Source organism: Pararobbsia alpina (genome assembly GCF_965118125.1).
Classification (GTDB): domain Bacteria; phylum Pseudomonadota; class Gammaproteobacteria; order Burkholderiales; family Burkholderiaceae; genus Pararobbsia; species Pararobbsia alpina_A.
Genome location: NZ_OZ221288.1, coordinates 1,356,804 through 1,383,598, shown reverse-complemented (window position 1 = coordinate 1,383,598; position 26,795 = coordinate 1,356,804). Strand labels below are relative to the sequence as shown.

Genomic DNA, 26,795 nt, shown 5'->3' with positions numbered 1-26,795 from the left:
GTCACACGTGGCGGCATCGCGTCTCTTCTGACGTCGCGATGCCGTCGCGTGCCCCGCGCACATGAGCTCGACGGACCCGATGGACACGATACTGAAACTCGACGGCATCACGAAGAGCTTTCCCGGCGTCAAGGCGTTGCAAGGCATTCACCTGGAAGTCGCACGCGGCGAGATCCACGCCTTGCTCGGCGAAAACGGCGCAGGCAAATCGACGCTGATGAAAATCCTGTCGGGCATCTACCGGCCAGACACCGGCACGATCTCGGTCGATGGCAAGGACCAGCACTTCACCGACTATCACGATGCCGTCGCTGCGGGCGTGGGCATTGTGTTTCAGGAATTCAGCCTGATTCCCTATCTGAACGCCGCGGAGAACATCTTCCTTGGTCGGGAGTGGCGTAACGGGCTGGGCATGCTCAAGCGCACGCAAATGCGGCACGCAGCGGCGGAGATCTTTGCACGTCTTGGCGTGTCGATCGATCTGTCGGTGCAGATCCGTGAACTGTCGGTAGCGCAGCAACAGTTTGTGGAAATCGGCAAGGCGCTGTCGCTCAACGCGCGAATCCTGATCCTCGATGAGCCGACCGCAACGCTCACGCCTGCCGAAGCGGAGCATCTGTTCAACGTGATGCGGGACCTCAAGCGTCAGGGCGTGACGATGATCTTTATCTCGCACCACCTTGAAGAGATCTTTGAAGTCTGTGACCGCATCACGGTGCTGCGCGATGGTCAGCATGTTGGCGTGACGAATGTGGCCGACACGGATGTGGGGCAGCTTGTCGAAATGATGGTCGGCCGCCGCATCGAAAGCAGTTTTCCGCCGAAGCCAACGCTGCCCGCCGACGCCAAAACGGTGCTCGACGTGGATGCGCTGCAGCTGAAAAAGGACGGCCCGGTGAACCGCTTCTCGTTGCGCGAAGGCGAGATTCTCGGTTTTGCCGGTCTGGTCGGATCAGGTCGGACGGAAACGGCGTTGGCGGTGATTGGCGCCGATCCGGCTCACGTCAAGGACATTCGCATTCACGGCGCGGGCGCGAAGTTGTCCGATCCGGCAGATGCCTTGAAAGCAGGGATCGGCATTCTTCCCGAGAGTCGCAAGACCGAAGGCCTGATCACCGATTTCTCGATCAAGCAGAACATTTCGATCAACAACCTCGGCAAATACCGCTCGTGGCGCGTGTTGATCGATCAACGCCACGAAGCGCGCACGACCGCGGAAATCATGAAGCGTGTCGGTGTGAAGGCGCCGAGCATGCACACCGAGGTCGCGACGCTGTCTGGCGGCAATCAGCAAAAGGTCGTGATTGCGCGCTGGCTCAATCATCACACACGAATCTTGATCTTCGACGAGCCGACACGCGGTATCGATGTCGGTGCGAAAGCGGAAATCTATCTGTTAATGCGTGAACTCACTACACGTGGCTATTCAATCATCATGATTTCATCGGAACTGCCGGAGATTGTCGGCATGTGTGACCGCGTGGCCGTGTTTCGTCAGGGACGCATTGAAGCGATTCTTGAAGGCGATGCTATCGACGCGAATGCAGTGATGACGTATGCCACCGCAGGGTCGGCGCATGGAGTCGCTCATGAACATGCCTAATCCTTCTTCACCCCGGACGTCGACGGCGGATGCAGCCGGCACCGATGCGCAGTTCCGTCTGTCGTGGGCCAGTATCAAGCGCTCGACGGTGTTCTATCCGTTGATCGGCTTGCTCGCGGTGTGCATCGTGATGGTGTTTGCGAGCAATAGCTTCCTCTCGGCGAATAACATCGAGAACGTGCTGCGCCAGGTGTCGATCAACGCGATCATTGCCGTGGGCATGACGTGTGTGATCCTGACTGGCGGCATCGATCTGTCGGTGGGTTCCGTGATGGCGCTGTCGGGAACGATTGCAGCGGGCCTGATGGTCGCCGGACTGAACGCCGTGGCGGCGCTGGTGGTCGGCATTGCGATCGGACTCGGTTTCGGTGCGGCCAACGGCTTCTTTGTCGCTTATGCGCAGATGCCGCCGATTATCGTCACGCTGGCGACGATGGGCATCGCACGCGGGCTGGCTTTGATTTATACGGGTGGCTATCCGATCGACGGCCTGCCGGATTGGGTCGGCTTCTTCGGGCGGGGCAAAGTGCTGGGCATTCAAGCCCCAGTGCTCATCATGCTGGTTATTTACGCCATCGCGTGGGTGATGCTCGAGCGCATGCCGTTTGGACGTTACGTCTACGCGATCGGTGGCAATGAACAGGCCACGCGGCTATCCGGTGTGCGGGTTGCGCGAATTAAGCTCATTGTCTATGTGGTCAGCGGCCTGACCTCAGCCTTTGCGTCCATCGTGCTGACCGCGCGCCTGATGAGCGGGCAGCCGAATGTGGGCATTGGTTTCGAGCTCGATGCGATTGCGGCGGTGGTGATGGGTGGTACCTCCATTTCCGGCGGACGCGGATCGGTCATTGGCACGCTCATTGGTGCTTTGCTGCTCGGTGTACTGAACAATGGGCTGAATATGGTCGGGGTGAACCCTTACGTCCAGAACGTGATCAAGGGCGGAATCATCCTGCTCGCGATCTATATCAGCCGCGATCGCAAGAGGTGATGTGCCAATTCGGTCAAGCGCTTCTATCTCTCCTTTCTCCTCTTTCTCTCTTATTTGCAGGACGATGCAATGACGACTCAAGATAAAGCCCAGCAGATGACGGCCATCGTTTGCCACGCGCCCGAAGACTATCGCGTCGAGCAAGTTGCCAGGCCGCAAGCGCGCGCGAATGAACTGGTGATCAGCATCTCCGCGTGCGGCATTTGTGCGAGCGACTGCAAGTGCTACTCGGGCGCGAAGATGTTCTGGGGCGGTCCGAGTCCCTGGGTCAAGGCGCCGGTTATTCCGGGGCACGAGTTTTTTGGCGTCGTCGAAGAGCTGGGTGCGGGTGCGGCCGAGCACTTCGAGGTGAAGGTCGGCGACCGTGTCATTGCGGAGCAGATCGTGCCTTGCGGTAAATGCCGGTATTGCAAATCAGGTCAGTATTGGATGTGCGAAGTCCATAACATCTTCGGGTTCCAGCGCGAAGTGGCCGACGGCGGCATGGCCGAGTACATGCGTATTCCGCCGACGGCGATCGTCCACAAGATTCCGGAAGGTATTTCGCTTGAGGATGCGGCGATCATCGAACCGATGGCATGCGCGATCCACACCGTGAATCGTGGCGATATCCAGCTCGACGATGTCGTGGTCATTGCAGGAGCAGGGCCGCTCGGCCTGATGATGACTCAGGTCGCGCACCTCAAAACGCCGAAGAAGCTCGTGGTGATCGATCTCGTCGAGGAGCGGCTGGCGCTCGCGCGCGAATACGGCGCCGACGTCACGATCAATCCGAAGCAGGACGATGCGCTTGCGATCATTCAGTCGTTGACCGGCGGCTACGGTTGCGATGTCTACATTGAAACCACGGGTGTGCCGGCTGGCGTAACGCAGGGCATGGATCTGATCCGCAAGCTCGGGCGTTTTGTCGAGTTCTCGGTGTTTGGCGCCGAGACGTCGGTGGACTGGTCGATCATCGGCGACCGCAAGGAACTCGATGTGCGTGGCGCGCATCTTGGACCGTACTGCTACCCGATCGCCATCGATCTGCTCGCGCGCGGTCTGGTGACGTCCAAGGGCATCGTGACGCACGGCTTTTCGCTTGAAGAATGGGACGACGCGATCCAGATTGCAAAGTCGCTCGATTCGATTAAGGTGCTGTTGAAGCCGCGCGCATCGGCTTGAGTGGCTTGCGTGGCTTGAGTGATCACCCAACGTCTTTGATCTCAACCAGGTGCCGGCACCACGCCGGCAGCGACAGGCATGACGACAAACTTTGATTTTTCCGGGCGCTCGGTGCTTGTCACCGGCGCGTCGAGCGGGATTGGCCGCTCGACGGTGGAGCTGTTGCGCGCGAGCGGTGCGCGCGTGGTGGCGGCAGCGCGACGGGTGGACGAACTGGCACGTCTCGCTGAAGAGACGGGTTGCGAGCCACTTGAACTCGATGTTGGCGATCCGGCGGCGATTGCGGCCGCATTGGACCCATGTGAAGTGTTCGACGGGCTGGTCAATTGTGCCGGGACCACGGTGCTCGAGCGTGCAGTCGATACGAAGGCAGAGAGCTTTGACTACGTGATGGCGGTCAATGCGCGGGGTGCCGCGCTGGTCACGCGCTATGTCGCACGCGCGATGATTGAGGCGAAGCGGGCCGGCAGCATCGTCAACGTGTCCAGCCAGGCGGGACTCGTGGCGCTTGAGGACCACTTGAGCTATTCCGCATCGAAAGCGGCGATGGACTCGATTACACGGACCTTGTGCATCGAGCTGGGCGGCTACGGCATACGCGTCAATAGCGTGAACCCCACGGTCACCCTGACTCCGATGGCGGTCAAAGCGTGGAGCGATCCCGCGAAAAGCGGCCCGGCGCTGCAGGCGATTCCTCTCAAGCGCTTTGCGCAGCCTCGCGAGGTGGCTGAGCCGATCCTGTTTCTTCTGAGTGACGCTTCGTCAATGATCAGTGGTGTGATGTTGCCGATCGACGGGGGGTATACGGCGCGCTAAACCGCTCAAGCTGGCGCAAGACCTGCCGATAACCATAGACGGTGTATCAACATCGGGGATGCCGTTTGCTACCCGGTTGAGTACCGTAAAACGGTGTCGGAAGGTGAGGCTATGTCCGGTTTGCCCAATAGAGCCCAGGAATACACAGATGGCTCGACGATCAGCGTGGCGGTCGTCGGGCGCGATGCGCATGGCGAACTCGTCATCAGTGCCGGCAACGATCAGTTCTTCCGGATAACGGGTGGGGCGCGTCAGGATTTACACGCTTTTCCCGTTTCGTTCGATGTGCTCGGTTCGAATCAGGCGCGGCTCGAGTTGCGTGAAAGACTCGAAGCCTGCTTCGAGTCCGGCGAAGCGCAGGACTTCGTTCAGGATTTCTGGTTCGACGAGCGCATGCAGCGCTGGCGCCTGTCGCTCAAGCCGCTTCTCCATGCGAGCAGCGGCGCGGCAGTCCATGAAATTCTCGTGACGGGATTCGATATCGCGCCGAACATGCAGCTCACGCATGAGCTGGAAGTGAGCGCGTCGCGTTTTCGTGCGGTGGTCGACTCGGCGTATGACGCCATCGTGACGATCGATGCGCAACACCGTATCGTGTTCTTCAATCGTGCCGCCGAAAATATGTTCGGCTACAAAGCGGCCGAGGTACTCGGGCAACGGATCGAGATCTTATTGCCGGAGCAATTCCGCGCGAATCATTCGAGAAACGTTCAGCAGTTTGCGGCGTCGGTCAAGACCAGCCTGAGGTCGATGACGCCGCCGCGTATGGATGAGACGAACAGCGTGTACGGTCGTCACCGGGATGGCACGATCATTCCGGTCGAAATCTCGATTTCCAAAATGGTCGTGGACGGCGTGATCGAGTTCACCGCCGTCATTCGCGACATCACCGAACGTGCCGAGCTGATCAGTCTGCTGAAGAAGCAGGCTGTGACCGACGCGCTGACGGGGCTGCCGAATCGCCGGGAATTTCTCGAGTTCGTCGAGAGGGTGCTCGACACCGACGACGTGCTGTCTGTATTCATCCTCGATATCGATCACTTCAAGAGAATCAACGACAGCTACGGCCACGACATCGGCGATGAAGTGCTGCGTGTATTGGCAAGCGTCGGCATGTCGATTCCACACGAAGCGAAGCTGTTTGCGCGTTGGGGCGGTGAGGAATTCGTCGCCGCACTGCCGGGCGCAGATACGCGTGTTGCGCAATGTATTGCTGACACCCTACGGCAACGCTTCGAGGATCAGGATTTCGAACACACGTGGCGCGTGAAGCCGATTCCCTTCACGGTCAGCATCGGCGTCGTGACGCGCGAGTCTGACGAGCGCGATGTCGACGCATTGATGAAACGCGCGGACCGTGCGCTTTATCAAGCGAAAGAATCGGGCCGTAACCGCGTCGAATACGGCTAGCCGCGCGCGAATCGCCAATCGAAGCCTGACCGTGCGATAAGATCGCTGCTTCGCTTCGCCTCGTTAAAGAAGGGCTTCCATGCAAGTGTGGGTTGATGCCGACGCGTGTCCGGCTGTCGTCAAGGAGATGTTGTTTCGCGCTGCGCGCCGTGTCGAAGTTTGCGTGACGCTTGTCGCCAATCAGTATCTGCGCACGCCACCGTCACCGTTTATCAAATCCATTCAGGTGCCAAGCGGCTTTGACGTCGCGGATGCGCGCATTGTCGAGCTGACCGAAGCGGGTGACCTTGTGATCACCGCGGACATTCCGCTCGCTGCCGCCGTGCTCGACAAAGGCGCGCATGCGCTGGATCCGCGTGGAAACTGGTTCAGCCGCGAGAATATTGCGGAGCGCCTGACCATGCGCGACGTCATGGACCAACTGCGTAGCACGGGCATTGAAACAGGCGGCCCTTCGCCGTATAGCTCACGCGACAGTAATACTTTTGCAGGGCAACTGGATCGCTTCCTTGCGCGTCACCGCAAGGCGTAAGCCGCCTTAGCGTTTGATTCAATCCGAAATCACCGCCGCAATTTCCAGTTCGATCAGAAACTCCGGGTTCGCCAGAGCCGTGACGCCGATCAAGGTGCTTGGCGACGGGTGATTCGCGTCCCAGGGCAACGGAAAGGTCTTGTCGCGCACGCAATGCTCGACAAAGGCGGGTACGTCGACGGCATAGGCGCGCCGGAACACGACATCGTCCCAGGTGGCGCCGGCGGCCTTGAGCTGCACGGTCAACGCGTGCAGCACCGCGATGAATTGCGAGCGGATATCGCCCGCGTGAACGGGCTTGCCGTTGTCGTCGCTGGGCACCTGGCCCGCGATATAGATCAGCGTGGACGGCTCGGTCACGCTTAGCACGCGTGTGTAATACGGGTGCTTGGGGAGCCCCGGCGGGTTGATGTACTGCTTGGGCATATTCGATCTCTCTTACGGAAGTGGCGTGAATCTGGTGCTTCGGTGACGGCCATGGCACCGTCCCGGACAAGCCGCCTCAGGCTTCAGGACCGGGCCGTCTCAATTCTTTGTCCGAGGCGTCTGGCGCTTCGTGCGTCTGTCTTATGCGCCTGCCGCGACGTCGATCACCACTTTCACGTTGGCACCGGCTTCGACGGCATCGTGCGCCTCGAGGGCTGTTTCGAGCGTGAAGTGCCGTGGGTCGAGCACGGGGCGGACCTTGCCGGCTTCGGCCAGCCGGGTGACTTCGCGCAGGATGTCGCCGTGATGCGCGTGACGTTCACCGCCAAGCATCGGATACAGGACGAACACGCCCATGACATCGGCGCATCGCAGCGACGAAAGCGCCAGGTTATGCGTCCCGTAGGCCGCGCAGCTCGCAATCCGTCCGTAGTGACGCACGGCGCCGAGCGAGGCTTCGAGCGTGGGGCCGCCGACGGTGTCGTAAATCACGTCGAAGCCTTTGCCGGCGGTGTACTGCTTCACGTACTCATCGACGCTCGTCGTGGTGTAGTCGATCGGCGTCGCACCCAACTCGCGGACGAGATCGAGTTTTTGCGTGGAGGCCGTCGCGTAGACATCCGCGCCGAGCGCCCTGGCAATCTGCACAACGACGTGGCCCACGCCGCCGGCGCCACCCTGCACCAGCACCTTCTGCCCCGCCTGGACGTTGGCGCGGTCGACCAGACCCTCCCACGCCGTCAGTGCGACCAAAGGCAGCGCTGCGGCTTCGCGCATGCTCAGATTGACCGGCTTCCGTGCCATGAACGCCGCGTCGACGGTCATGTATTCGGCGAGCGAGCCCGGCAGGCCACGCACGCCACCGGCCAGGCCGTAGACCTCGTCGCCCACAGAAAACCCGTGCACGCCGGTGCCCACCTCTGTGACGACCCCGGCGACGTCCGTGCCAATCACCGCGGGCAGCGTCGGCATGGCAAAGGCCGCCTGACCCTTGCGGATCTTGTAGTCGATCGGATTCACGCCGCTCGCGTGAACGCGCAGCCGCAATTGGCCGGCCGCAGGAAGGGGAGATTCGGTCTCGGCGACGCGAAAGGTGCCGTGGTCGTAGCTGTCGAGAAGAAGTGCGCGCATGGCGAAGTCCAGATGATTCGTTGACGGATGTTCACTGCGCGCTGTGCGAAACCGGCATGACGCAGTGCTTGAAGTCATTCTGAAAGTGCGCGAGCGTTTCGATAAGATGCTTAATCGTGCACTCGATGCTGAGCCAGAATCATCAATGATCGAAAACAGTGAGCTTTCGGAGCTGGCCGCATTCGCCGCCGTCGCCACCCATCGCAGCTTTCGCAAAGCCGCGCTCGAACGGGGGATCTCGGCGTCGGCGGTCAGTCATGCGATCAGCAACCTCGAGAGCCGGGTGGGTGTCCGGCTCTTTCATCGGACCACGCGCAGCGTGTCACTGACCGATGCCGGGCAGATGCTCTTCGCGCGACTGGGCCCCGCGCTCGTGGATATGCGCGACGCCGTCGACTCGCTGAATTCGTGGCGCGACACGCCATTCGGCACGGTGCGCCTCAACGTGCCCAATACGATTGCGCCCTTTGTGCTCGGCCCCATGATCGAGACCGTGCTCAAGGCCAACCCCGGTCTGAAGCTCGAAATCGTGGCGACGGATCGTCGCGTCGATATCGTCGACGAAGGCTTCGATGCCGGGATCCGTTTCGGCGAGCGCCTGTCGCAAGACGTGATTGCCGTGCGTATTCGATCGGATCTCCGTTTTGCCGTTGTCGGTTCGCCTGCCTATTTCGAATCGCGCGACATACCGCGCACGCCTCACGATCTGCATGCGCATGTCTGCATTCGCTATGCGTTTCCAAGCGGCACGATCCTGCACTGGGAATTCGCGCGGGACGGAGAGTCCGTGCATGTCGAAGTCGACGGGCCACTGATGCTCGACAGTCAGGAGCTGATGGTGGATGCCGCAGTGCGCGGCGTTGGCCTTGCCTACGTATGGGAGCAGCGTGCCGCGCCAGCGGTCAAGGAAGGGCGCTTGCTGCGATGTCTTGAAGAATGGTGTCCACTCGAGGAGGGGCTGTTCCTCTATTTCCCGAGCCGCAAGCATCAGAGTGCTGGTCTGCGCGCAGTCATCGATGCGTTGAAGGCATAAGCCACGCTCGTTATTCGTGGGTTAGTTGGCCGTTGTTCGGCCTCAATTTATTTTCGACTTTTAAGCGCCTTAGGGAAAACGACTACGCTCGGCGTATGGCTCGCGCATTACGTATACTGGCGAGCCGCATCGTCGGCCATGCAACGACACGAATGCAACGGCGCGCTGACTTGCGATCGCGACATCACCCCTTCCTTGACGATGAAAATCTTCGATCAGACTCACCGGCTGGTACGTGGTGGCGAACTCGCGCTGTATCGCAGCTCGAGCGACGCCGACGCACACGTGCTGACCGTGACGACGATCAACGACACGCCGTCCGAAGGGCAGCTCGCGCTGCTGCGTAACGAATGGGCCCTGCGTGATCGCATCGAGCCAGAATGGGGATGTGTGCCGCTCGAGATGACACGCCTCGATCAGCGCGTCGCCCTGGTCCTCTCGGATCCTGGCACCGAGCTGCTGCGCGTCCATACGGGTTCGCCGATGCCGCTTGCGCGCTTCCTGCCGATGGCCATAGCTCTGGCGAACATGCTTCGCCAGGCGCACGCCAAGGGCCTCGTGCATTGTTCCGTGACCCCGGACAATATCTGGGTCGCGCCGGACGCCGCATGTGCATGGCTGACCAGCTTTGGCCGCGCGCATGTCATTGAAGACGGCCCGTCATTTGCCGCGCACCGGCTCGTGCCGTCGCAGCTCGACGTGGCGTATCTGCCGTATATGGCGCCCGAGTTCAGCGGCCGGATGAATCGAAGCGTCGATGCACGTTCGGATCTGTATTCGCTGGGCCTGGTGTTCTACGAGTTGCTCACGGGCACAAGGGCCTTCGGCGGTCATGACGTGGCCGACTGGGTCAACGCCCATGTGACGCAGCGCGCGTCCTTTCCGCAGGATCGAACGCCGGGTCTGCCTGCGCAGGTCGAGCGTATCGTTCTGAAGCTGATCGCGAAGGCGCCCGAAGACCGCTATCAAAGCGCGAGCAGCCTGGCTTCGGATCTTGCGAGATGCAGCGCGTCGTTCGAAGCCTTTGGCCGCGTGGAGCCGTTTCCGCTCGACAGCGCAGACGTCATTGTCGGCCAGGCCACGAGTCGCCGGCTTTATGGTCGCGATGTAGAGATCGAAGCCATCGTGGCGGCGGTGGATCGCGTCGCCGCGAGCGGCCGTTCCGAGTTTCTGTTGATTTCCGGCGAATCGGGCTCTGGCAAATCGTCGCTCGTACGCGCTGCCAACGATCGCCTCGGTCAGCGACGCCGTATGTTTGCGTCGGGCAAGTTCGACGACAGCGTGGCGATTCCGTTCGGTGGCCTGTTGCAGGCTTTGCACGGCCTCACGCATCAGGTGCTGGGCTGCGAGACAGCGGAGTTCGAGCAGTGGAAGATCGTGCTGTCCAAGGCGCTCGGCGCGCATGGCCAGTCCATTGTCGATCTCGTGCCGGATCTCAAACGCATCGTCGGCGAACAGCCGCCGATTCCACACTTGCCGCCCCTGGCCGAACGCAACCGCTTCCTCTTGCTGGCGGCGCGGCTTATCAGCGCGTTCAGCAGTGACGGTGCGCCGTTGATCCTGTTTATGGACGACCTCCAGTGGTGCGATATGGGCACGCTGGAAGTGATCCGGTTCCTTGTCACCGATCCCACCTGCAGAAACCTGCTGCTGATCGGGGCCTATCGCACGAACGAGGTCGCACCGGATCATCCGTTGCGCACCGGCTTCGAAGGCATCGCGATCGAGCATCGATCCATCACGCTGGGTCCGCTCGAATCGGCCGATCTGGTCAGTCTCGTGTCGGATGTCCTGCATTGCTCCTTGCAGGATGCCGAGCCGCTCGCCGAACTCGTCCGCGATAAAACGCGCGGCGATCCGTTCTTTACGATTCAGTTTCTCGAAGCGCTGCTTGCCGAGGGGCTGGTTTCGTTCGATCACTCGGTACAGACGTGGAAGTGGGACATTTCTGGAATTCGCAGCAAGGGCTATTCGAGCAACGTCGTCGACCTGCTGCTCGGACGATTGCATTCACTGTCGGGCGAGACGCGTTCGCTGCTGCAGTGCCTGACGTGCCTCGGGAGTGGTGCAGCGACCCGCACGCTCAGTGTGGCTGCCGCAGTTCCCGCGGACTATCTGCATGCTGCGCTGGCAGAGGCCTGCGCGGCCAATCTCGTTTACCGCGATGGTGACGGATATGCGTTCTGGCACGACCGGATTCGCGAGGCCGCCTACCAGATCGTGCCGCCTGACGAACGTCAGAGCCTGCATTTGAACATCGGGCGACGGCTGCTCGCGATCGCCGAGGAAGCGTCCAACGATGTTGTGTTCGAGACGGTCAATCAAATCAATCTGGGCGTCAATCTTGTCGATACGGCGAGCGAGCGGCGGCGCTTTGCGACACTCAATCTGACGGCGGGCCGTCGAGCCAAAGCCGCAACCGCCTATGTTTCCGCGCTGTCCTATCTGACTGCTGCGGCACAGTTGCTCGCCGCCACCGACGAGCAGGACGAAACGCGTGACGAGATCGAGTTGCATCGCGCCGAATGCGAGTACCTCACGAACGCACTGGAACTTGCCGAAGCACGATTCAAGCGACTGTCGGAGCGTCCGATTTCGTTGACGTTGCGTGCCGACCTGACCCGCCTGCAGGCCGCGTTGTACACGACCATTGGCAAGACCGGGCAAGCATTGAATGTCGGCCTCGATTTTCTGGGGCGTGTCGGCTTCCATATGACGGCGCGCCCCTCGGATGAGGATGTCGATCGAGAGTACCGGTATGCGATGGCGTTGCTTGGCGGGCGCCCCGTCGAAGCCATGCGCGATCTGCCGATCATGCAGGACACGACGATGCGCGGCACGATGTCGGTTCTGGCCGACATGGTGCCGGCGGCATTGTTCACCGATGCGAATCTGCACGACCTGTTGCGGCTTCGCATGCTGAGCCTGAGTCTCGAGTACGGACATTGCGACGCGTCGGCCTATGGTTATGTCTGCCCGATCATCGGCTTCCGCTATGGCGACTACGATTCCGCGAGCAAGCTCGGCGAGCTGTCGCGCTATTTGATTCGCGAGAAGGGCTTGTCGCGCTATCAGATTCGCTCGGAAATGTCGTACGCGACGCTGGTCTTGCCTTGGGCGCGCTCGGTGCGCGAAGGCCAGATCATCATGCGTCACGCCATGCTGGGCGCAGCGGAAAGCGGCGACATCACGTTCGAGATTTATTCGCGCCGCAACTTGCTAAGCAACCTGATCTTCGCGGGTTCCACGCTCGACGAGATGGAGCGCGAGGCCGAGATCGGCATGGCATTTTCGGCCGAGAAGAAATTCGCGCTCGTTGTCGATGCCCATCTTGCGCAGATCGTGATGTTCAGAAAGCTGCGCGGCAAGCCGAACGACGAGCAGACACTGTTGAGCGAGGGCTTCGACAAGGACTGGGTGTTGCGCTATGCGCAGCGCGGCGAGTCGTCGCGAGCCATTGCGGCCTTCTCTCAATTGGCCCACGAACAGTGCGCGTGCATGGTGTTTGCCGATGTCCGTGGCGCCATTGAAGCGGAAGAGCGTGCGAAGGCGTTCTATTGGGGATCGCGCGGCTTCCTTGAAACCGCTGAGCACCATTTTTACGGAGCATTGGCACGAGCGGGCATCTTGCGCACGTGCGAGCCCGATGAGCGCGAAGCACATCGCGCGGCACTGACCGCGCATATGGCTCTGCTTCGGACCTGGGACAGTCACTGCCCCGACAATTTCGGCTGCCGCCTTGCACTCGCAGAGGCCGAGGTCGCGCATACGGAAGGCCGGATGCTCGATGCCGAACGCGACTATGAGGTCGCGATCCGGCGCGCGAGAAGCCATGGCTTCCTGCAGGTCGAAGCCATTGCGAACGACCTGGCTGCGGCGTTTTATTTAAGCCGCGGCCTCGAGACGATCGCCTTCGTTTATCTGCGCAGCGCCCGCAATGCCTATCGATATTGGGGCGCCGATGCCAAGGTAGCCGAGATCGATGCCCGATATGCGCAGGACATGACAGCGCAGATCATCTACGCGGGCATTGACGCGGACGGTCCGACAATCGAGACGATTCTCGATGTGCGGGCGGTTGTCGAAGCGTCGCATGCATTGTCGAGCGAGATCATTCAGGACCGGCTGCTGCGCAGCTTGCTGAGCATTGCGCTCGAGCATGCGGGCGCGCGCCGGTGCCTGCTTGCGCTGATACGCGATGGCGAGCTGAGGATCGAAGCCCGCGCCGAGGTCGATGAAACGGAAATTCGTTTCAATCTGACAGCGGTGCCGCTTGCCGAAGCGGACTGTGCGAGATCGTTGTTGCTGACTTGCGCACGCCTGCAGTCGGCGATCGTGCTCGACGATGCCGATGTGTCCGCGGCGTATCAGCATGACACCTATATCCGCGCCGTTCGGCCGCGTTCGGTGCTCTGCGTGCCGCTCGTCAAGCAGGGTGAGCTGGTCGGCGTGCTGTATATGGAAAACAATCTTGCGCCGGGGGTGTTCACGCCCGAGCGGACGGCCGTGCTCGATGTGATCGCGTCGCAAGCCGCAATTTCGCTCGAGAACGCGCGGCTCTACGACAATCTGCTGGCGGAGAATCGTCAGCGCGCCGAAGTCGAACAAGAGCTTCGCATCTTCCGGCACGAGATGGCACGGGTCGCAAGACTGACGACCATGGGCCAGCTCGTGGCGTCGATCGTGCATGAAGTCAGTCAGCCCATGACGGCTATCGGAACCGCAGCCAATGTGGCGCTTCGCTGGCTAGGACGTGCGACGCCAGACATCGGTGAAGCGCAGACCATGCTCGAACGCATCGTGATGGACAGCGCGCGCGCCAGCGATGTGATTCGCGGCTTGCGGTCGCTTGCCAAAAAAGCCGACCCTGAGCGTGTTGAGTTCGACATCAACAAGAGTATTTCGGAAGTGCTCGCGCTGGTGCGCTCCGAGCTCGATCACGGTCGTGTAAATCTGAACACGGTCGGCCTGCGCGAGATCGTGTTGATCAACGGCGATCGTGTGCAGATCCAGCAGGTCGTACTCAATCTCGTGATGAATGCGATCGAGGCCATGTCGATGAGCGAGCGTACGCCGCGCGTCTTGTCCATCTCATCGACGACGGATAGTGAAGGGCGCATCAGGGTGTCGGTCGAAGACTCCGGCGACGGCATCGACGAGTCGATCGCCGAACACGTGTTTGATCCGTTCGTGACATCCAAGCCCACTGGCATGGGCATGGGTCTGTCGATCTGCCGCTCCATTGTCGATGCGCATGGCGGCGCGCTGACGATCGGTCAAAGTGACCTGGGCGGCGCACAATTTACCTTCGCGCTGGCCATATCTGAGTCGGCCCGGTAAAACACCTTTCCTCCAATACGCTTTCGCTGTTTAGCGAGAGCACATGTTGCGTCGGTGCGTGCGGCGCAAAGCCTATCCTCGAATTAGTTAATTATCCTGATCGTGTTTAGCTTTAAGAAGTGAAGCGCGCAAGCCGTTAAAGGAAGAGTCTGAATTCCCTTTAACACGCTCGTGTGACATGCCGACAGAAAAGTATTCCAGGTCCACGGCGACTCGCAGCAATTTGATTTTGGTGGTTGGCTTCGCGGTTTTCGCATTGATAGCGGCTAAGGCGAATGCGGCGAGCGATGAGACAAATTCGTCTGCCGATCTTGCGACGCTGCCGCTTGAATCGCTGATGACGATGACGGTGAGCAGCGCATCGCGCGTCTCCCAGTCGATCAGCAGCGCACCGGCGACAGTCGTGGTGTTGACGGCACAGGACATTCGCGACTTCGGCTGGCGCACGCTCTCCGATGCGCTTGCCACCATTCCCGGTCTCTACACATCGACGGATCGCACCTACGACTATCTCGGTGCGCGCGGGTTTCAGCGACCCGGGGACTACAACAGTCGCTTCCTGTTGTTGATCGACGGTATGCGCGTCAACGACTCGGTCTACGATCAGGCTCCTATCGGCGCGGACTTTCCGCTCGATATGGATCTCGTCAAGCGCATTGAATTTGTGGCCGGTCCAGGGTCGGCCGTGTACGGTTCGAACGCGCTGTTCGGGGTCATCAACGTCATTACCAAAGACGGTAAGGATATCGACGGCGCCCAGGCCGCAGTGGCGGCGGGTAGCTATGGAGAGAAGCGAGGCCGGGGCACATACGGCTGGCATGGCAGCAACGGCGCGGACCTCGTCGTGTCTGCCAGTGCATACGAGCGCAACGGCCAGAACCTCTACTACCCGGAGTTCGACACGCCGGACCAAAACAACGGCGTCGCGGTGGGGCTCGACTATGAACGCTCGCAGCAACTGTTTGCGAAGTTCGCGTTCGACGATTTCCGCTTGTCGATCGGTTATGGCAATCGGTCCAAGGGCGTGCCGGATGCACCTTACGGCGCTGTGTTCAATGCGCCGTTCAATCTGAACGACACGCATGCGTTCGTCGATGCGACGTATCACCAGGCGATTCGCGATACCGTGTCGCTCGACTACGAGGTGTACTGGGGCCGCTATGACTACCTGGCCCGGCAACAGCAAATGCCGTTGCCGCCCGTGACGAATGACGACGCAGATCGCGCGATCTGGTACGGCGCGGATATCCACGTGACGAGCACGGCGTGGTCGCATCAACGCATCGTGGCTGGCATCGATTTCACGCGTGACGCCGACAGCGATCAGGTCAACTACAACGTTAACCCCTATCAGTCGATTCTCGACGACCATCGTGAGAGTTCAAAGGCCGGCGCTTACGTCGACGACGAGATCGATGTGACGCACGGCCTGACGCTCGACGTCGGTGCGCGCTACGACGTCGAAACCCGTCAGGAAGGGGCGTTCAACCCGCGTGTGGCGCTGATCTACAAACCGACTGAAGCGAATGTGTTCAAGGCGATTTACGGCATGGCCTATCGCACCCCGAACGCGTACGAGATGTACTACGCGTACCCGGGCCAAGGTGGTCAGGAGGGCAACGCGTCGCTGGGTGCAGAACACATCACCACGGAAGAGTTCGTCTACGAACACACGTTCACCGATACCGGACGCCTGACTGTCAGCGTGTTCCGCTATGCGATGAGCGATCTGATCAGCGAAACGACTGATCCGTCGACAGGCTTGTTCGTATTTGAAAACGCCGAGCACACGCAAGCCAAGGGGGCGGAGATCGCGTATGAGCAACGTTGGAGCAGCGGGGCCAGCGTACGCGCGAGCTACTCGTACCAGCACAGCACGGCGGACGATGCCGACACGGCCGGAGAAGTCTTGCCGCACCATATGGGCAAACTCAATGCCGTCGTGCCGGTGTTTCATGGGGTGGCGCGTGCCGCGGCCGAACTCCGCTGCAATTCGGCGCGTGCGGCCGACGCCGCGTATTCGGGCGGATATTGCGTCGCCAACCTGTCGCTCGGCACCAGCAAGCTGATCCCGCACACGGATCTGATTGGCTACGTCTACAACGTCGCGAATCATCGCTATGCCGAGCCTTCCGGGCCCGGCTTCGTGCAGGAGACCATCGATCAGCAGAGCCGTACGTTCATGATCAAGGCGGTGGTGGGGTTCTGACCAATGCCAGCGATTGAACGTATCCGCCCCTGGTCTTTCATGCTGATCGGCACGCTGATCGTGTCGACGCACGCGTGCGCGCAGCCCGATCTTTACGCGCTCGAGGCGGCCTATGTCTTCAATTTTGCAGAGTTCACGCAGTGGCCGGCCGACGGCGCGCGCAGTGGCGGGCTCCGGGTCTGCGCTCGCGCGCAGAGCCCTCTACGCGATGCATTGGCTGCGCTTGACGGGCGATCGATCGGTACGTCGACGTGGCGCTTCAAGCCTGTCGTCGACAAGTTCGACGCCTCGGAGTGCGACGTATTGATTCTCGACGCACAAACGGGCTCGCGCTTCGGGCTCGACCCGGTTATCAATACCGACAGGGCCATCCTGATCGTGGGCGCCGACGATGCCGTAGCGTCCGACGGCAGTGGTGCCGTCATTCAGATCGTTCATGCGGATGAGCACTTGCAGTTCGAAATCAATAATACGGAGGCGGCGCGCCGCCATCTGGTGCTGAGCTCGAAACTGCTTCGACTTGCGCGGAAGGTGCGATGAATATCCCCTATTTCAACCGTGAATCGCGTGCCTCCAGCCGACGGAAGAGCTGGGTACCGAAGGGCAATGCCACCAGTGCGACGTCGCTGACGCTGCGCGCGAACCTCGTCAGCGTCGCCGCTGCGCTGTTCATGATGGCGACGGGGCTGCTTCTTTATCAGGCCATGACGTTGCGTGCGACATTGACCGACAACGCCACGCTGCAGGCGTCAATCATTGCGGAGAATGTGTCGGCTGCGGTGATGTTCGCCGACGAACGCGGTACCGACGACGTGCTGCGCCCGCTCGCGCGCGTTCCCTATGTTGAAAGCGTCAGCGTCTATTTGCCTGACGGTGCGCTCTTTGCTCGTTACAGCCGGCCCGGTCTCAGCCAATCCGAGCGTGAGGAGGGCACCTTGCGCTCGGTGCTCGGACACAAGCGGCTCTCGCTCAACGACGTGTTTGTCGGTGCGACGATCCGGCACGACGGCAAGGAGCTCGGACATATCGTGCTCGTCGCCACGACCGGACAGATGAGTGGCGAGCTGGTGCGCTATGCCTGCTTCATCACGCTGGCGTGCCTCTGTGCGATCTGGACCTCGACGGTGATCATGAGCCGGCTTCGGCGGCGCGTCATGCGAGCCGAGCGCGAACTCGAGTATCTCGCATGGACGGACCCGCTGACCGAGCTTTGCAACCGGCGCGCCTTCCACGATACGTTGCACCGTCTGTTGCAGACGGCGAAAGATTTCAATCGGCGCGTCGGGCTTGTCCTTGTCGATCTCGACGACTTCAAGTCGATCAACGATACCCTGGGGCATGCGACCGGGGATGCACTGCTACAACAGGTCGCGGAGTTGCTGACACGCGCAACGCGGCATCGCGGGACGGTGAGCCGCTTGGGTGGCGATGAGTTCGCGGTGACTGTCGATGGCGATCCGGACGCGGCGGTGATTCAGGATCTCGCGGACGAAATCTCGGAGGCGTTGAACACGCCGATCGAGTGTGGCGGACGCATCGTGTTTCCGGCGGCGAGTATCGGTTTCAGTACCTACCCCGAAGGCGGAAAGGACGCGGTCGAGCTGGTCAGCAGCGCCGATGTGGCGCTTTACGAAGCCAAGGCACGCGGTAAGAACTGCGTGGTCGGCTTCTCCAACGACATGACCGACGCGGTCAAGCGACGTGCCACGCTCGAATTCGATCTGCGCAACGCGATCAACAACAACGCGCTGGACCTCGTCTATCAGCCTCAGTTCGACTGCCATACCGGGGTGCTCGTCGGTGCCGAGGCATTGTCACGCTGGACTCACTCTGCACAAGGGCCGATCTCACCGTCGGAATTCATTCCGATCGCCGAAGGCAGCGATCTGATCGTTGTGCTCGGACGATGGGTGCTCAATCAGGCGTGCAAGGCGGCGGCCATGCTCAATGCCAACGGCGCACGCGAGCTTCGAGTGGCGGTGAACATTTCTGCGCGGCAGCTCAGGCACCCGCATTTCCTCAGCGATGTGCGGCACGCGCTCGAGGTTGCCCAATTGCGCCCGGGCCTGCTCGAGATCGAATTGACCGAGAGCCACCTGATTTCAAATGTGACGGCGGCGATGGAGATCATGACCGCGTTACGCGCGCTGGGCGTGAGCCTTTCGCTCGACGACTTTGGGACCGGCTACTCGTCGCTGTCGTACCTTCACGATTTTCCAATCGATACGCTGAAGATCGATCGCACTTTTATCAAAGGGCTTCCCGATGAGGGTGAATCGATCGTAACCGCGATCCTGTCGATGGCGCACAGCTTCGGCATTGATGTGGTCGCCGAAGGCGTAGAGGACAAGGCGCAACTCGAGTGGCTTGCGCATGCCGGTTGCGATACGGTGCAGGGATTTCTCACCGGACGTCCCATGCCGCTGGAGTCGTTGCGCGCACTGGTCTGCGGAGAAGGGGCACAGATGGGTGGCGTGACGCACGGACCGCAACGCATGGGACCACGCCTGGTGCACCCGAGGTCGCGTCCGCATCCGCACAGTCCCTCACCGACTTAAGCAGCAGCGCGCGGCTGCATGGCGCTTTGCAACGCCACGTACTGAAGCAGCATGATGGTCTTGCCGTCGACGATGTCGCCGCTCTCGATGCGTTCAAGAGCGGTTTGCAAGGGGATCTCGATGACTTCGAGATCTTCGCCTTCGTCTTCGACACCGCCTCCATCGGAGACGCGTAACGAGGTGTCGTAGTCGCCGAGATAGAAATGCAGTTTCTCGGTGACCGAACCCGGGCTCATATACGCCTCGAAGATCTTGCGCACGTTGCGCACGCGATAGCCGGTTTCTTCTTCGACCTCGACGCGGATACGCTCGTCGGGCGTTGCGTTATCGAGCAGGCCCGCTGCGGCCTCGACGAGCATGCCGTCATGACCATTGACGAACACAGGCATGCGAAATTGCCGTGTGAGCACGACATTGCCGGTGTCGGGATTGCAGAGCAGCATGGCGGCGCCGTTGCCGCGATCGTATGTCTCGCGGCTCTGACGCTGCCATGTTCCGTCGCGACGCAAAAAGTCGAACGTCACTTTCTTGAGCACGAACCAGTTATCGGACAGCACTTCGGTTTGGACGATGCGCACGCGATCTTTCGTTGCAGTCATGGCGACCACCGTTCGACAAAGAATGAGCGGCCATGATATCGTGCAAATTCGTGCAGTATCAAGAATATTCGTGCATTGGCTTTCGCGCCGTGCCCGTTTTACCCACACGACCCGCCGCGCTCCATGCTGACCAGCCAACGCAAGAAAGCCATCCTCGATGCCCTCAAACGCAACGGACAAGTGCTCGCCAATGAGCTCAGCGTCGCGTTCAACGTGTCTGAAGACACCGTCCGTCGCGACTTAAGGGAGCTTGCCGCAGAGGGGCTCCTGCAGCGCGTGCACGGCGGTGCGTTGCCCGCGTCGCCTGCGGTCGCGCCGTTTGCGCAGCGGCAGAACATGGAGTCGGAGGCCAAGCGCCGGATCGCGCAGCGCGCGGTGCAGATGATTGCGCCGGGGCAGGTTGTTATCGTCGACGGTGGCACGACGTCCGCATTGCTCGTTCAGAACCTTCCCGACGATCTGTCGGCAACGATCGTCACGCATAGCCCCAGCGTAGCGGTGGCACTGGCCGAGCATCCATCGATCGAGGTGATTCTGATTGGCGGGCGGCTCTACAAACACTCGATCGTGTCCGTGGGCGCGGCGGCCGTCGAAGCCATTTCTCACATCCAGGCGGACCTTTATTTCATGGGCGTCACGGGCGTGCACGCAACGGTCGGGCTGAGCACGGGCGACTTTGAAGAGGCGTTTATCAAGCGCGCATTGGCCGCGCGTGCCGCGGAGACGGTCGTGCTGGCCTCGTCGGCCAAACTCAATGCGGCATCGCCGTACCGGATCGGCGACATCACGCTCGCGCAATCGATCATCGTCGAGCAGGCGACCGAGCCGGATCGCATCGCGCCCATCGAAGCTGCGGGCGTCAACGTCGTGCGCGCGTGAGCGTCGTCCTGAGTACGGTCGTAAGGCTTTCTGCGTATAAACGAAAGATAAAAGAAAGAAATGTCATTCGAATGTAATGGTTCGACCTTAGCCTCCACGGGACTCAGGGGAAGTCCACTTTGGAGCGACAACGATGAAAAAGATGTCCGGCTGGACAATGATGCTGGTGGGCAGCATCGCTTTGTTCGGTTGCGGTAGCGACGATCACGGTACGGCTTCGACGCCGACGCCCGCGTCGCAGGCAACGCGTACGATCATCATGGTGTGGGACGGCCTGCGTCCCGATTCGGTCAACGCGACCGACACGCCGAATCTCTATGCACTGCGTCAGGCGGGTGTGAATTTCGCCGACAACCACTCGACCTATCCGACGTTCACGATGATGAACGGCTCGTCGTTTGCGACGGGGTCGTTCCCGAAGACGAGCGGCTTCTACGGCAATACGTTCTGGACGCCGCCGCAAGGCGCGAGCAATACGATTCCGTCGGGCAACGGCGCATCGGGTAGTTCGCAGGACTATATCGATCCGGTCTTCACGGAGGACTATCAGGTCCTCACGACGCTCAACAACTACTACGGCGGCCAGCTGCTGCTCGTCAAAACGCTGTTCGCGACTGCGCAGGCATCGGGCATGACGACGGCGACGATCGGCAAGTCGGGCGCTGCCTATATCCAGGATCTGGGGCGAGGCGGCTACTTCCTCGACGAAAACACGGTGATGCCGCGCAGCCTCGTGTCGGAACTTCAGGCGGCCAATATCGCGTTGCCGAAGAACACGACGTTCGGGTATTCGGGCACCGACGCGGTGACGCTCGCCACGAGCAACGGCGATCCGACGGCGCGTGCCGGCTACATCACGTTCAATACGACGGCTTACGACAACGCGGGCGCGACGCTGACGGTGGCGGCGCGCGACAGCGGCGATACGACGCAAAACGCGCCGGAAGATGCGGCGAACAAGTACATGCTGTCGGTCTACACGCAGTACATCCTGCCGAAGAAGCTGCCGATGTTGTCGCTGATCTGGTTCCGCACGCCGGATAACGTCGAGCACGGCTATGGCCCGGGCTCGCACAATGCGCTGGCGGGCCTGCATTCGCAAGATCAGCGTCTGGGCGAGCTGATCGACGCGCTTAAGGCACAGAACCTCTACTCGACGACCAATATCGTGGTGGTCTCGGATCACGGGCACTCGAGCGTGTCGGGGCCGCTCGCGATGTATCCGTTGCGCGCGATCACGGCTTCGTCGACGGCACCGACCGGTACGCCAGTCAACGGTGCGACGTCGGGTACTGATGCCGCGTCGATTGGCGCTGTGAATGCTGCTGGCTATTCGTTCTCGGGAGATGTGCGTTCGGCTGACCTGCTGACCTATCGCGGTTTCAACGCTTATGACGGCGCCGGATGCTCGACGTCGGCGATGTATGGTCTCGATGCATCCGGCACGCCGACGATTCCGGTCAAGCAAGCTGCGGCGGGCACGCTGTGTGGCGCATCGGCGGCGAACTATCAGGCCATCAGCGCAACACTGACTGCGCCGTCGACGCCCGTTGCCAGCTTCAAGGTGCCCAACCCGGGCAGCCTGCCGACAAACAGCATCGTGATCGCGGCCAACGGCGGCTCGGATTATTTCTACGTGCCGGGGCATGACACGACGACGATCCAGAATCTCGTCAAGTTCCTGCAGCAGCGCGAGGAATATGGTGCGATCTTTGTCGACAGCCGTTACGGCAGTGTGCCGGGCACGCTTCCGATGTCGATGGTCAATCTCGAGAATGCGACGCGTCAGAACAACGGCCAGCCGGATGTCGTGGCGAGCTTCACGTGGGACGATCAGGTTTCGATTCAGGGCATGCCCGGTATCGAATTCGAAAGCGTCGGTGGACAGCGCGGCATGCATGGCAGCTTCGGCATTAACGACGTGCACAACACGCTGATCGCAGGCGGCCCGTCGTTCCGTACGACCACGGTGGTCAGCAATCCGACCGGCAATGTCGACGTCGCACCGACGGTCGCTTATCTGCTTGGCCTGTCGATGCCGCAAGCCGATGGCCGCGTGATCAACGAAGCACTGCTCAAGCCGGCGAGTTCGTCTTCGCCGAGCGTGACGGCTTCGGTGGTCAATCCGACCGCGAGCGCGACCGGCCTCCAGTTCGAGTTGCCGACCGATCCGACGGGCGTCATCAAGGACACGTCGCTGACGCAGGGCAGCTACACGATCAATCTGGCCGTGAAGGACCTCAAGGTCGACAACAAGACTTATCGCTACTTCGACTATGCCAAAGCTGTTCGTCAGTAAGCCGGCTGCGCATGCCGTATATGCCGTGCGTGCCGTTCATCGGGCGGTGATCAACAAGCAGGTCGACGCGCACGCACGCTTGCCCATGGGGATGGGTCGCGTTGCGTGTGCGGTGCTCGCGACGTCGGCGCTGTGGCTCGGCGTCGCGCAGGCGGCGACTTCGAGCGTCGACAGAAGCGATGCGTCTGCGGGGGCTGGCGGGACTATCCAGTCCGCTGCGCACGGTGCCGGTCCGGTTAAGGTTGCGGGCAAAGTCGCGACCCAAGCCTCGGGCAAGTCGCCCTTTGATCGGGCGTTCCCGTTCGAAGGCGAACCGCCCGCGCTTCACTATCGCGTGTCGTACGTCGGCGCCGATGGTCCGCATACGCTCGAAGTCTGGCGCGACGGGCAATCGCGCTTGCGTCGCCGCACCGACGATGCGCTCGACTCCTACGTGGTACGCGACGATCAGGATCCGGGCGAGTATCAGATGGTCGTCGTCGACTACCGCAAGCGCATCACGACGCGTATCGACCGCAATAACCTGATCCGGCTCGGGCACTTCAGTGGTTGGTTCGATCTTGCGCATGGCTTGCGTCATCCGGTCGGGGACTACCGGTTGAACGCGAGCCATGCGCCCGAGGGGGCGCCGGCGCCGATCGGTGCGTGCCATTGGTACGCACTCGCGCAAAGTGCCGACACCCATCGCATCTGCTGGAGCGACCACGATCGTTTGCCGTTGATGATCTGGTCGGAACACACGGGGCTGGTGTGGCGCGTCACGGCCGTCGATCGCGGCCCGATCCCGCACGATACGTTCGAGATGCACGATGCGGGGTTTGTGCGCAACGATGCCAACTCGGATATGGAAGGCGATTGAGCGCGAAGCAACGTCGCAGCGGGGTTGCGTCGAGGAGACCAGGCGAGGGCGAAGAGGCTGCGGCGATGTTGCCACGATGATGAGTCGGAGCCGACCGTGCGAACGCGACGAGGCCGAGACGACTAAGCCAAGGCGACCGGGCCGCGGCGACGAGGCCTGACCGAGTTTGAAGAAGGGAGGAGGGCAATGCCGGGGGAGCGTCCCCCGGGCCCTTTCCTGCTGCTACGTTCTCGCGGCGCGCGCGCGCTTTGGCGCGCTTGTCTTGTCTTCGATTGCATCCCGCGTTGAGGTGACATGGGGCCCATCGGACGCGCGAATGATCAGTTCCGGTGCCCATACTTCCTGCAACGCTTTTCCCGGCCGGCCGTTGATCCGCTCGAGCAGCATCTCCGACATGCGCTTGCCCGCGCGATGCGTTTCGGCGCTGAACGTCGTGAGCGCAGGTTGCACGTAGCGTCCGATCGGATGGTTGTCGCCGCCGATCACGCCGATATCGCGGCCGGGCACACGGCCTGTCTCTGCGATGCCGCGAAGTACCCCCATTGCAAGCAGATCGTGTCCGCAGACGATCGCGGTCGGCGGTTCGGGCAGCTCGAGCAACCGTCGGGCCGCTTCGGCTCCGCCCTCTTCGGAAATCGCGGTCTCGACACACAAGGTCTTGTCGAAGGGAATGCCCGCGGCGCGCAATGCCTCTTTGTAGCCCTGGCGTTCGAGATGACTGAACATCAGGAACTCGGGCGCGTGTACGAGCGCGATGCGCCGATGCCCCAATGAACTAAAGCGTGCGCACCCCGCACGTCCGACGATCTGGTGGTCGATATCGACGTACGCGAATTCGCTCGAGGTCTCGCTTCGGCCGAAGGCGACGAAGGGAATGTCACGTTCAAGCAAGTATTCGATCCGTTCATCCTGCCGGCGAGTCCTGCCGAACAGCAGTGCATCGACGCGCTGTCGCTCGATTAATCGCTTGAACACGTCGATTTCCGATTCGACGCTTCGCGCGGAAGCCACGATGACAGACAGCCCGCTGTTGTCCATCGCTTCGTTGATCCCCATCAGCATGTCGAGGAAAAACGGGTGGGCGAATGAGGTCTGCGGCGCCGATACGACGAACGCAACCGTATCGGCGGACTGGCGGCGCAAGCGACGCGCGGCCGGGTCGGGCGAAAAACTGAGGCGTTCAGCAGCCTCGACCACACGCTGGCGTGTTTCAGCGCTGACGTCTTCCCTGCCGTTCAGCGCTTTCGAAACCGTGCTCACGGAAAGCTTGAGCGTGGCGGCGAGTTCTTGAATGTTCATGGTGGCATGTCTCCTGAGAGCGAATGCGTTCGAGGAGAGATCGAAAACGATTTTTTCGCATTCTACGACGCTCCGACTGACGCGAGACTACTCCGGTTCAATGATTTGAAAAACGTTTTCGGAGTAGGGTCTTTGAGCCCGGGAGTCATGTTTTTCTTGGGTGTTTACCCTGAGGCACGACACACCCGACATGCGTATCCAATACGTTTCGTGTGTCCGACAAGACGCCGCCAGCAATCGCTTCGGGGTGGGTGCGGTGTGTTCTCATTCGGTCGTAAAACGATTTCGATACCGCGTCTGCGTCGCTTGTCATCCGTGATTTCGGCTGCTATCTTGCATTCGAAATCGATTTCGAACGAGGGAATTCTCGTTCAACCACGTCAATCCATGGTGAACACCTTGATAGACCACATCGAAACGTCGAAGGCTCCACTGCCAAGGGGCCACTACAGTCAGGCGACCAAGGCCAACGGCTTTGTTTTCGTATCCGGGCAACTGCCGTTGACGACCGAGGGCGGTACCGCGATTCCGGAAGGGATCGACGCACAGGTCAACCAGGCGCTTTCCAACGTGCGCGAAATTCTGCTCGCCGCGGGCAGCGACGTCGACAAGCTGGTGAGCGTGCAGGTCTATGTATCGGACATCGGTCTGTGGCCGCGGGTCAACGAGCTCTACCAGGCTTTTGTCGGAAGCCCGGCCCCTGCGCGAACCGTCGTGCCCTGTGCGCAGCTTCACTACGGTGCGCTGGTCGAGATCAGCGCGATTGCGCTTTGCAACGATTCGACACCCGGGCGAAGCACCGCCGTTTAGCGTGTTGTTGGGTTCGGTCGACGAGTTCAGGCATCGGAGGAACGCATATGACATGCGCGTATGAAGAAAACGACATCAAGGAACGACGCGCGGGCACCGGATCGGACGTCGATACGCGCGGCGTCGATGGATCGGTCACGTTTTACGATCCGGCCGTGGGGCACGGTTTGCCGCACGATCCATTCAAGGCGATCGTCGCGCCGCGCCTGATCGGCTGGATTTCGACGCGCGCGCCGAGCGGTGCCTTGAACCTCGCGCCGTATAGCTTTTTCGGCGCATTTGCGTCGATGCCTCCGGTGATCGGCTTTTGTAGCGAGGGACGCAAGGACAGCCTCAGCAATATTGAGCAAACGGGGGAGTTCGTCTGGAACCTGGCGTCACGCTCGCTGGCCGAGCCCATGAACCTGACTTCCGCGCGCGTTGCGCCCGAGGTCGACGAGTTCGCGCTGGCGGGGCTGACACCCGTGGCGGGGAGAAAAGTGTCGGTGCCTCGAGTCGGCGAATCGCCGGCAGCCTTTGAATGCAAGCTATTGCAGGTCACCCAGCTGACGAATCTCGATGGCGCGTTGACTGACAACTGGCTCGTGCTCGGGCAGGTCGTCGGCGTGCACATCCGGAACGTCTTCCTCAAGGACGGCCTGTTCGACACACGCGCGGCACAGCCGATCCTGCGAGCGGGCTACCGCGGCGACTACGTCGAAGTCGGCGAGATGTTCGAGATGTTGCGTCCCACGGTCTGAGTGCGGGCCACGCGAGATTTCAGGTCCGGCCTGCGACTTTTTACGAAAACGATTTAGACCATTTCACAAACAAGGTTGACAGCCTTGTTCAGCGGTG

General features: G+C 61.1%; 21 protein-coding genes. 16 read left to right on the top strand and 5 right to left on the bottom strand.

The annotated features are described in order from the left end of the window. The first annotated feature begins 79 nt into the window (after window positions 1–79). The 6 genes from ACMFWR_RS24245 (at window position 80) to ACMFWR_RS24220 (ending at window position 6,516) form a co-directional block, all read left to right on the top strand. Window positions 80–1,603 (top strand): sugar ABC transporter ATP-binding protein, encoded by a 1,524-nt coding sequence (locus ACMFWR_RS24245; protein ID WP_413197235.1) that lies wholly within the window; start codon window positions 80–82, stop codon window positions 1,601–1,603. Beyond that, window positions 1,590–2,594: an ABC transporter permease gene (locus ACMFWR_RS24240; protein WP_413197234.1), complete on the top strand. Its 1,005-nt coding sequence runs from the start codon at window positions 1,590–1,592 to the stop codon at window positions 2,592–2,594. Before ACMFWR_RS24245 ends, ACMFWR_RS24240 begins: the two co-directional genes overlap by 14 nt. Window positions 2,595–2,663: 69 nt before the next feature. Next, entirely contained in the window at window positions 2,664–3,758 is a 1,095-nt protein-coding gene (locus tag ACMFWR_RS24235; protein ID WP_413197233.1) for an alcohol dehydrogenase catalytic domain-containing protein, read from the top strand. Between the two features lie 78 nt (window positions 3,759–3,836). After that, window positions 3,837–4,574, top strand: coding sequence for an SDR family oxidoreductase (locus ACMFWR_RS24230; RefSeq protein ID WP_413197232.1), 738 nt, complete (start codon window positions 3,837–3,839; stop codon window positions 4,572–4,574). Window positions 4,575–4,685: 111 nt separating this feature from the next. Further along, window positions 4,686–5,984, top strand: coding sequence for a diguanylate cyclase (locus ACMFWR_RS24225; protein ID WP_413197231.1), 1,299 nt, complete (start codon window positions 4,686–4,688; stop codon window positions 5,982–5,984). Window positions 5,985–6,063: 79 nt separating this feature from the next. After that, window positions 6,064–6,516 carry a YaiI/YqxD family protein gene (locus tag ACMFWR_RS24220; RefSeq protein WP_413197230.1) on the top strand — a complete coding sequence of 151 codons (453 nt, stop codon included), beginning with the start codon at window positions 6,064–6,066 and terminating at the stop codon, window positions 6,514–6,516. A gap of 18 nt (window positions 6,517–6,534) precedes the next feature. Here ACMFWR_RS24220 and ACMFWR_RS24215 read toward each other — a convergent pair whose 3' ends face one another. Together ACMFWR_RS24215 and ACMFWR_RS24210 are read right to left on the bottom strand one after the other, a co-directional pair. Beyond that, window positions 6,535–6,942, bottom strand: a complete 408-nt coding sequence (locus ACMFWR_RS24215; protein ID WP_413197229.1) for a RidA family protein — start codon at window positions 6,940–6,942, stop codon at window positions 6,535–6,537. Window positions 6,943–7,083: 141 nt separating this feature from the next. Beyond that, window positions 7,084–8,085 (bottom strand): zinc-dependent alcohol dehydrogenase family protein, encoded by a 1,002-nt coding sequence (locus ACMFWR_RS24210; RefSeq protein WP_413197336.1) that lies wholly within the window; start codon window positions 8,083–8,085, stop codon window positions 7,084–7,086. 133 nt (window positions 8,086–8,218) lie between these two features. Between ACMFWR_RS24210 and ACMFWR_RS24205 the strand changes: the two genes are divergently transcribed. Further along, window positions 8,219–9,106 carry a LysR family transcriptional regulator gene (locus ACMFWR_RS24205; RefSeq protein WP_413197228.1) on the top strand — a complete coding sequence of 296 codons (888 nt, stop codon included), beginning with the start codon at window positions 8,219–8,221 and terminating at the stop codon, window positions 9,104–9,106. A 138-nt stretch (window positions 9,107–9,244) separates the two neighbouring features. Beyond that, on the top strand, window positions 9,245–14,446 hold the full coding sequence (locus ACMFWR_RS24200) for an AAA family ATPase (RefSeq protein WP_413197227.1): 5,202 nt from the start codon (window positions 9,245–9,247) through the stop codon (window positions 14,444–14,446). 87 nt (window positions 14,447–14,533) lie between these two features. Here ACMFWR_RS24200 and ACMFWR_RS24195 read toward each other — a convergent pair whose 3' ends face one another. Next, window positions 14,534–14,872 carry a hypothetical protein gene (locus ACMFWR_RS24195; protein WP_413197226.1) on the bottom strand — a complete coding sequence of 113 codons (339 nt, stop codon included), beginning with the start codon at window positions 14,870–14,872 and terminating at the stop codon, window positions 14,534–14,536. On the opposite strand from ACMFWR_RS24195, the gene ACMFWR_RS24190 reads away from it, so the two are divergent. Genes ACMFWR_RS24190 through ACMFWR_RS24180 form a run of 3 tightly spaced genes read left to right on the top strand, consistent with a single transcriptional unit; the run spans window position 14,850 to window position 19,213 of the window. After that, entirely contained in the window at window positions 14,850–16,655 is a 1,806-nt protein-coding gene (locus tag ACMFWR_RS24190) for a TonB-dependent receptor plug domain-containing protein (protein WP_413197225.1), read from the top strand. The two genes, ACMFWR_RS24195 and ACMFWR_RS24190, sit on opposite strands and share 23 nt — an antisense overlap. Before the next feature lie 3 nt (window positions 16,656–16,658). Further along, window positions 16,659–17,195, top strand: coding sequence for a YfiR family protein (locus tag ACMFWR_RS24185; RefSeq protein WP_413197224.1), 537 nt, complete (start codon window positions 16,659–16,661; stop codon window positions 17,193–17,195). Next, window positions 17,192–19,213, top strand: coding sequence for a putative bifunctional diguanylate cyclase/phosphodiesterase (locus ACMFWR_RS24180; RefSeq protein ID WP_413197223.1), 2,022 nt, complete (start codon window positions 17,192–17,194; stop codon window positions 19,211–19,213). The genes ACMFWR_RS24185 and ACMFWR_RS24180 overlap by 4 nt, the downstream gene beginning before the upstream one ends. Here the strand turns inward: ACMFWR_RS24180 and ACMFWR_RS24175 are convergent. Next, a complete protein-coding gene (locus ACMFWR_RS24175) occupies window positions 19,210–19,812 on the bottom strand; it encodes an NUDIX domain-containing protein (RefSeq protein ID WP_413197222.1) in 603 nt (200 codons plus the stop codon). The two genes, ACMFWR_RS24180 and ACMFWR_RS24175, sit on opposite strands and share 4 nt — an antisense overlap. A 123-nt stretch (window positions 19,813–19,935) precedes the next feature. Between ACMFWR_RS24175 and ACMFWR_RS24170 the strand changes: the two genes are divergently transcribed. From ACMFWR_RS24170 to ACMFWR_RS24160, 3 genes are all read left to right on the top strand, one after another. After that, the gene (locus ACMFWR_RS24170; RefSeq protein ID WP_413197221.1) at window positions 19,936–20,691 is read left to right on the top strand and encodes a DeoR/GlpR family DNA-binding transcription regulator; all 756 of its coding nucleotides are present in this window, start codon (window positions 19,936–19,938) and stop codon (window positions 20,689–20,691) included. 133 nt (window positions 20,692–20,824) lie between these two features. Continuing rightward, entirely contained in the window at window positions 20,825–22,990 is a 2,166-nt protein-coding gene (locus ACMFWR_RS24165) for an alkaline phosphatase family protein (protein WP_413197220.1), read from the top strand. Further along, complete coding sequence (locus tag ACMFWR_RS24160; RefSeq protein WP_413197219.1) at window positions 22,968–23,849, top strand: hypothetical protein; 882 nt, start codon at window positions 22,968–22,970, stop codon at window positions 23,847–23,849. Before ACMFWR_RS24165 ends, ACMFWR_RS24160 begins: the two co-directional genes overlap by 23 nt. Before the next feature lie 222 nt (window positions 23,850–24,071). Here ACMFWR_RS24160 and ACMFWR_RS24155 read toward each other — a convergent pair whose 3' ends face one another. Then, window positions 24,072–25,148 (bottom strand): LacI family DNA-binding transcriptional regulator, encoded by a 1,077-nt coding sequence (locus ACMFWR_RS24155; RefSeq protein ID WP_413197218.1) that lies wholly within the window; start codon window positions 25,146–25,148, stop codon window positions 24,072–24,074. Between the two features lie 387 nt (window positions 25,149–25,535). Here ACMFWR_RS24155 and ACMFWR_RS24150 point away from each other — a divergent pair, with 387 nt between their 5' ends. Both ACMFWR_RS24150 and ACMFWR_RS24145 read left to right on the top strand, forming a co-directional pair. Next, the gene (locus ACMFWR_RS24150; RefSeq protein WP_413197217.1) at window positions 25,536–25,958 is read left to right on the top strand and encodes a RidA family protein; all 423 of its coding nucleotides are present in this window, start codon (window positions 25,536–25,538) and stop codon (window positions 25,956–25,958) included. Between the two features lie 47 nt (window positions 25,959–26,005). Further along, window positions 26,006–26,698, top strand: a complete 693-nt coding sequence (locus ACMFWR_RS24145) for a flavin reductase family protein (protein ID WP_413197216.1) — start codon at window positions 26,006–26,008, stop codon at window positions 26,696–26,698. Window positions 26,699–26,795: the final 97 nt, after the last annotated feature.

Excerpts from the sequence above, each read along its gene's own strand:
- ACMFWR_RS24245 (WP_413197235.1), top strand. The coding sequence starts at position 80 with ATGGACACGATACTGAAACTCGACGGCATCACGAAGAGCTTTCCCGGC.
- ACMFWR_RS24240 (WP_413197234.1), top strand. The coding sequence starts at position 1,590 with ATGAACATGCCTAATCCTTCTTCACCCCGGACGTCGACGGCGGATGCA.
- ACMFWR_RS24235 (WP_413197233.1), top strand. The coding sequence starts at position 2,664 with ATGACGACTCAAGATAAAGCCCAGCAGATGACGGCCATCGTTTGCCAC.
- ACMFWR_RS24230 (WP_413197232.1), top strand. The coding sequence starts at position 3,837 with ATGACGACAAACTTTGATTTTTCCGGGCGCTCGGTGCTTGTCACCGGC.
- ACMFWR_RS24225 (WP_413197231.1), top strand. The coding sequence starts at position 4,686 with ATGTCCGGTTTGCCCAATAGAGCCCAGGAATACACAGATGGCTCGACG.
- ACMFWR_RS24220 (WP_413197230.1), top strand. The coding sequence starts at position 6,064 with ATGCAAGTGTGGGTTGATGCCGACGCGTGTCCGGCTGTCGTCAAGGAG.
- ACMFWR_RS24215 (WP_413197229.1), bottom strand. The coding sequence starts at position 6,942 with ATGCCCAAGCAGTACATCAACCCGCCGGGGCTCCCCAAGCACCCGTAT.
- ACMFWR_RS24205 (WP_413197228.1), top strand. The coding sequence starts at position 8,219 with ATGATCGAAAACAGTGAGCTTTCGGAGCTGGCCGCATTCGCCGCCGTC.
- ACMFWR_RS24200 (WP_413197227.1), top strand. The coding sequence starts at position 9,245 with ATGCAACGACACGAATGCAACGGCGCGCTGACTTGCGATCGCGACATC.
- ACMFWR_RS24195 (WP_413197226.1), bottom strand. The coding sequence starts at position 14,872 with ATGTCCTGTGCCGTCAACACCACGACTGTCGCCGGTGCGCTGCTGATC.
- ACMFWR_RS24185 (WP_413197224.1), top strand. The coding sequence starts at position 16,659 with ATGCCAGCGATTGAACGTATCCGCCCCTGGTCTTTCATGCTGATCGGC.
- ACMFWR_RS24180 (WP_413197223.1), top strand. The coding sequence starts at position 17,192 with ATGAATATCCCCTATTTCAACCGTGAATCGCGTGCCTCCAGCCGACGG.
- ACMFWR_RS24175 (WP_413197222.1), bottom strand. The coding sequence starts at position 19,812 with ATGACTGCAACGAAAGATCGCGTGCGCATCGTCCAAACCGAAGTGCTG.
- ACMFWR_RS24170 (WP_413197221.1), top strand. The coding sequence starts at position 19,936 with ATGCTGACCAGCCAACGCAAGAAAGCCATCCTCGATGCCCTCAAACGC.
- ACMFWR_RS24165 (WP_413197220.1), top strand. The coding sequence starts at position 20,825 with ATGAAAAAGATGTCCGGCTGGACAATGATGCTGGTGGGCAGCATCGCT.
- ACMFWR_RS24160 (WP_413197219.1), top strand. The coding sequence starts at position 22,968 with ATGCCAAAGCTGTTCGTCAGTAAGCCGGCTGCGCATGCCGTATATGCC.
- ACMFWR_RS24155 (WP_413197218.1), bottom strand. The coding sequence starts at position 25,148 with ATGAACATTCAAGAACTCGCCGCCACGCTCAAGCTTTCCGTGAGCACG.
- ACMFWR_RS24150 (WP_413197217.1), top strand. The coding sequence starts at position 25,536 with ATGGTGAACACCTTGATAGACCACATCGAAACGTCGAAGGCTCCACTG.
- ACMFWR_RS24145 (WP_413197216.1), top strand. The coding sequence starts at position 26,006 with ATGACATGCGCGTATGAAGAAAACGACATCAAGGAACGACGCGCGGGC.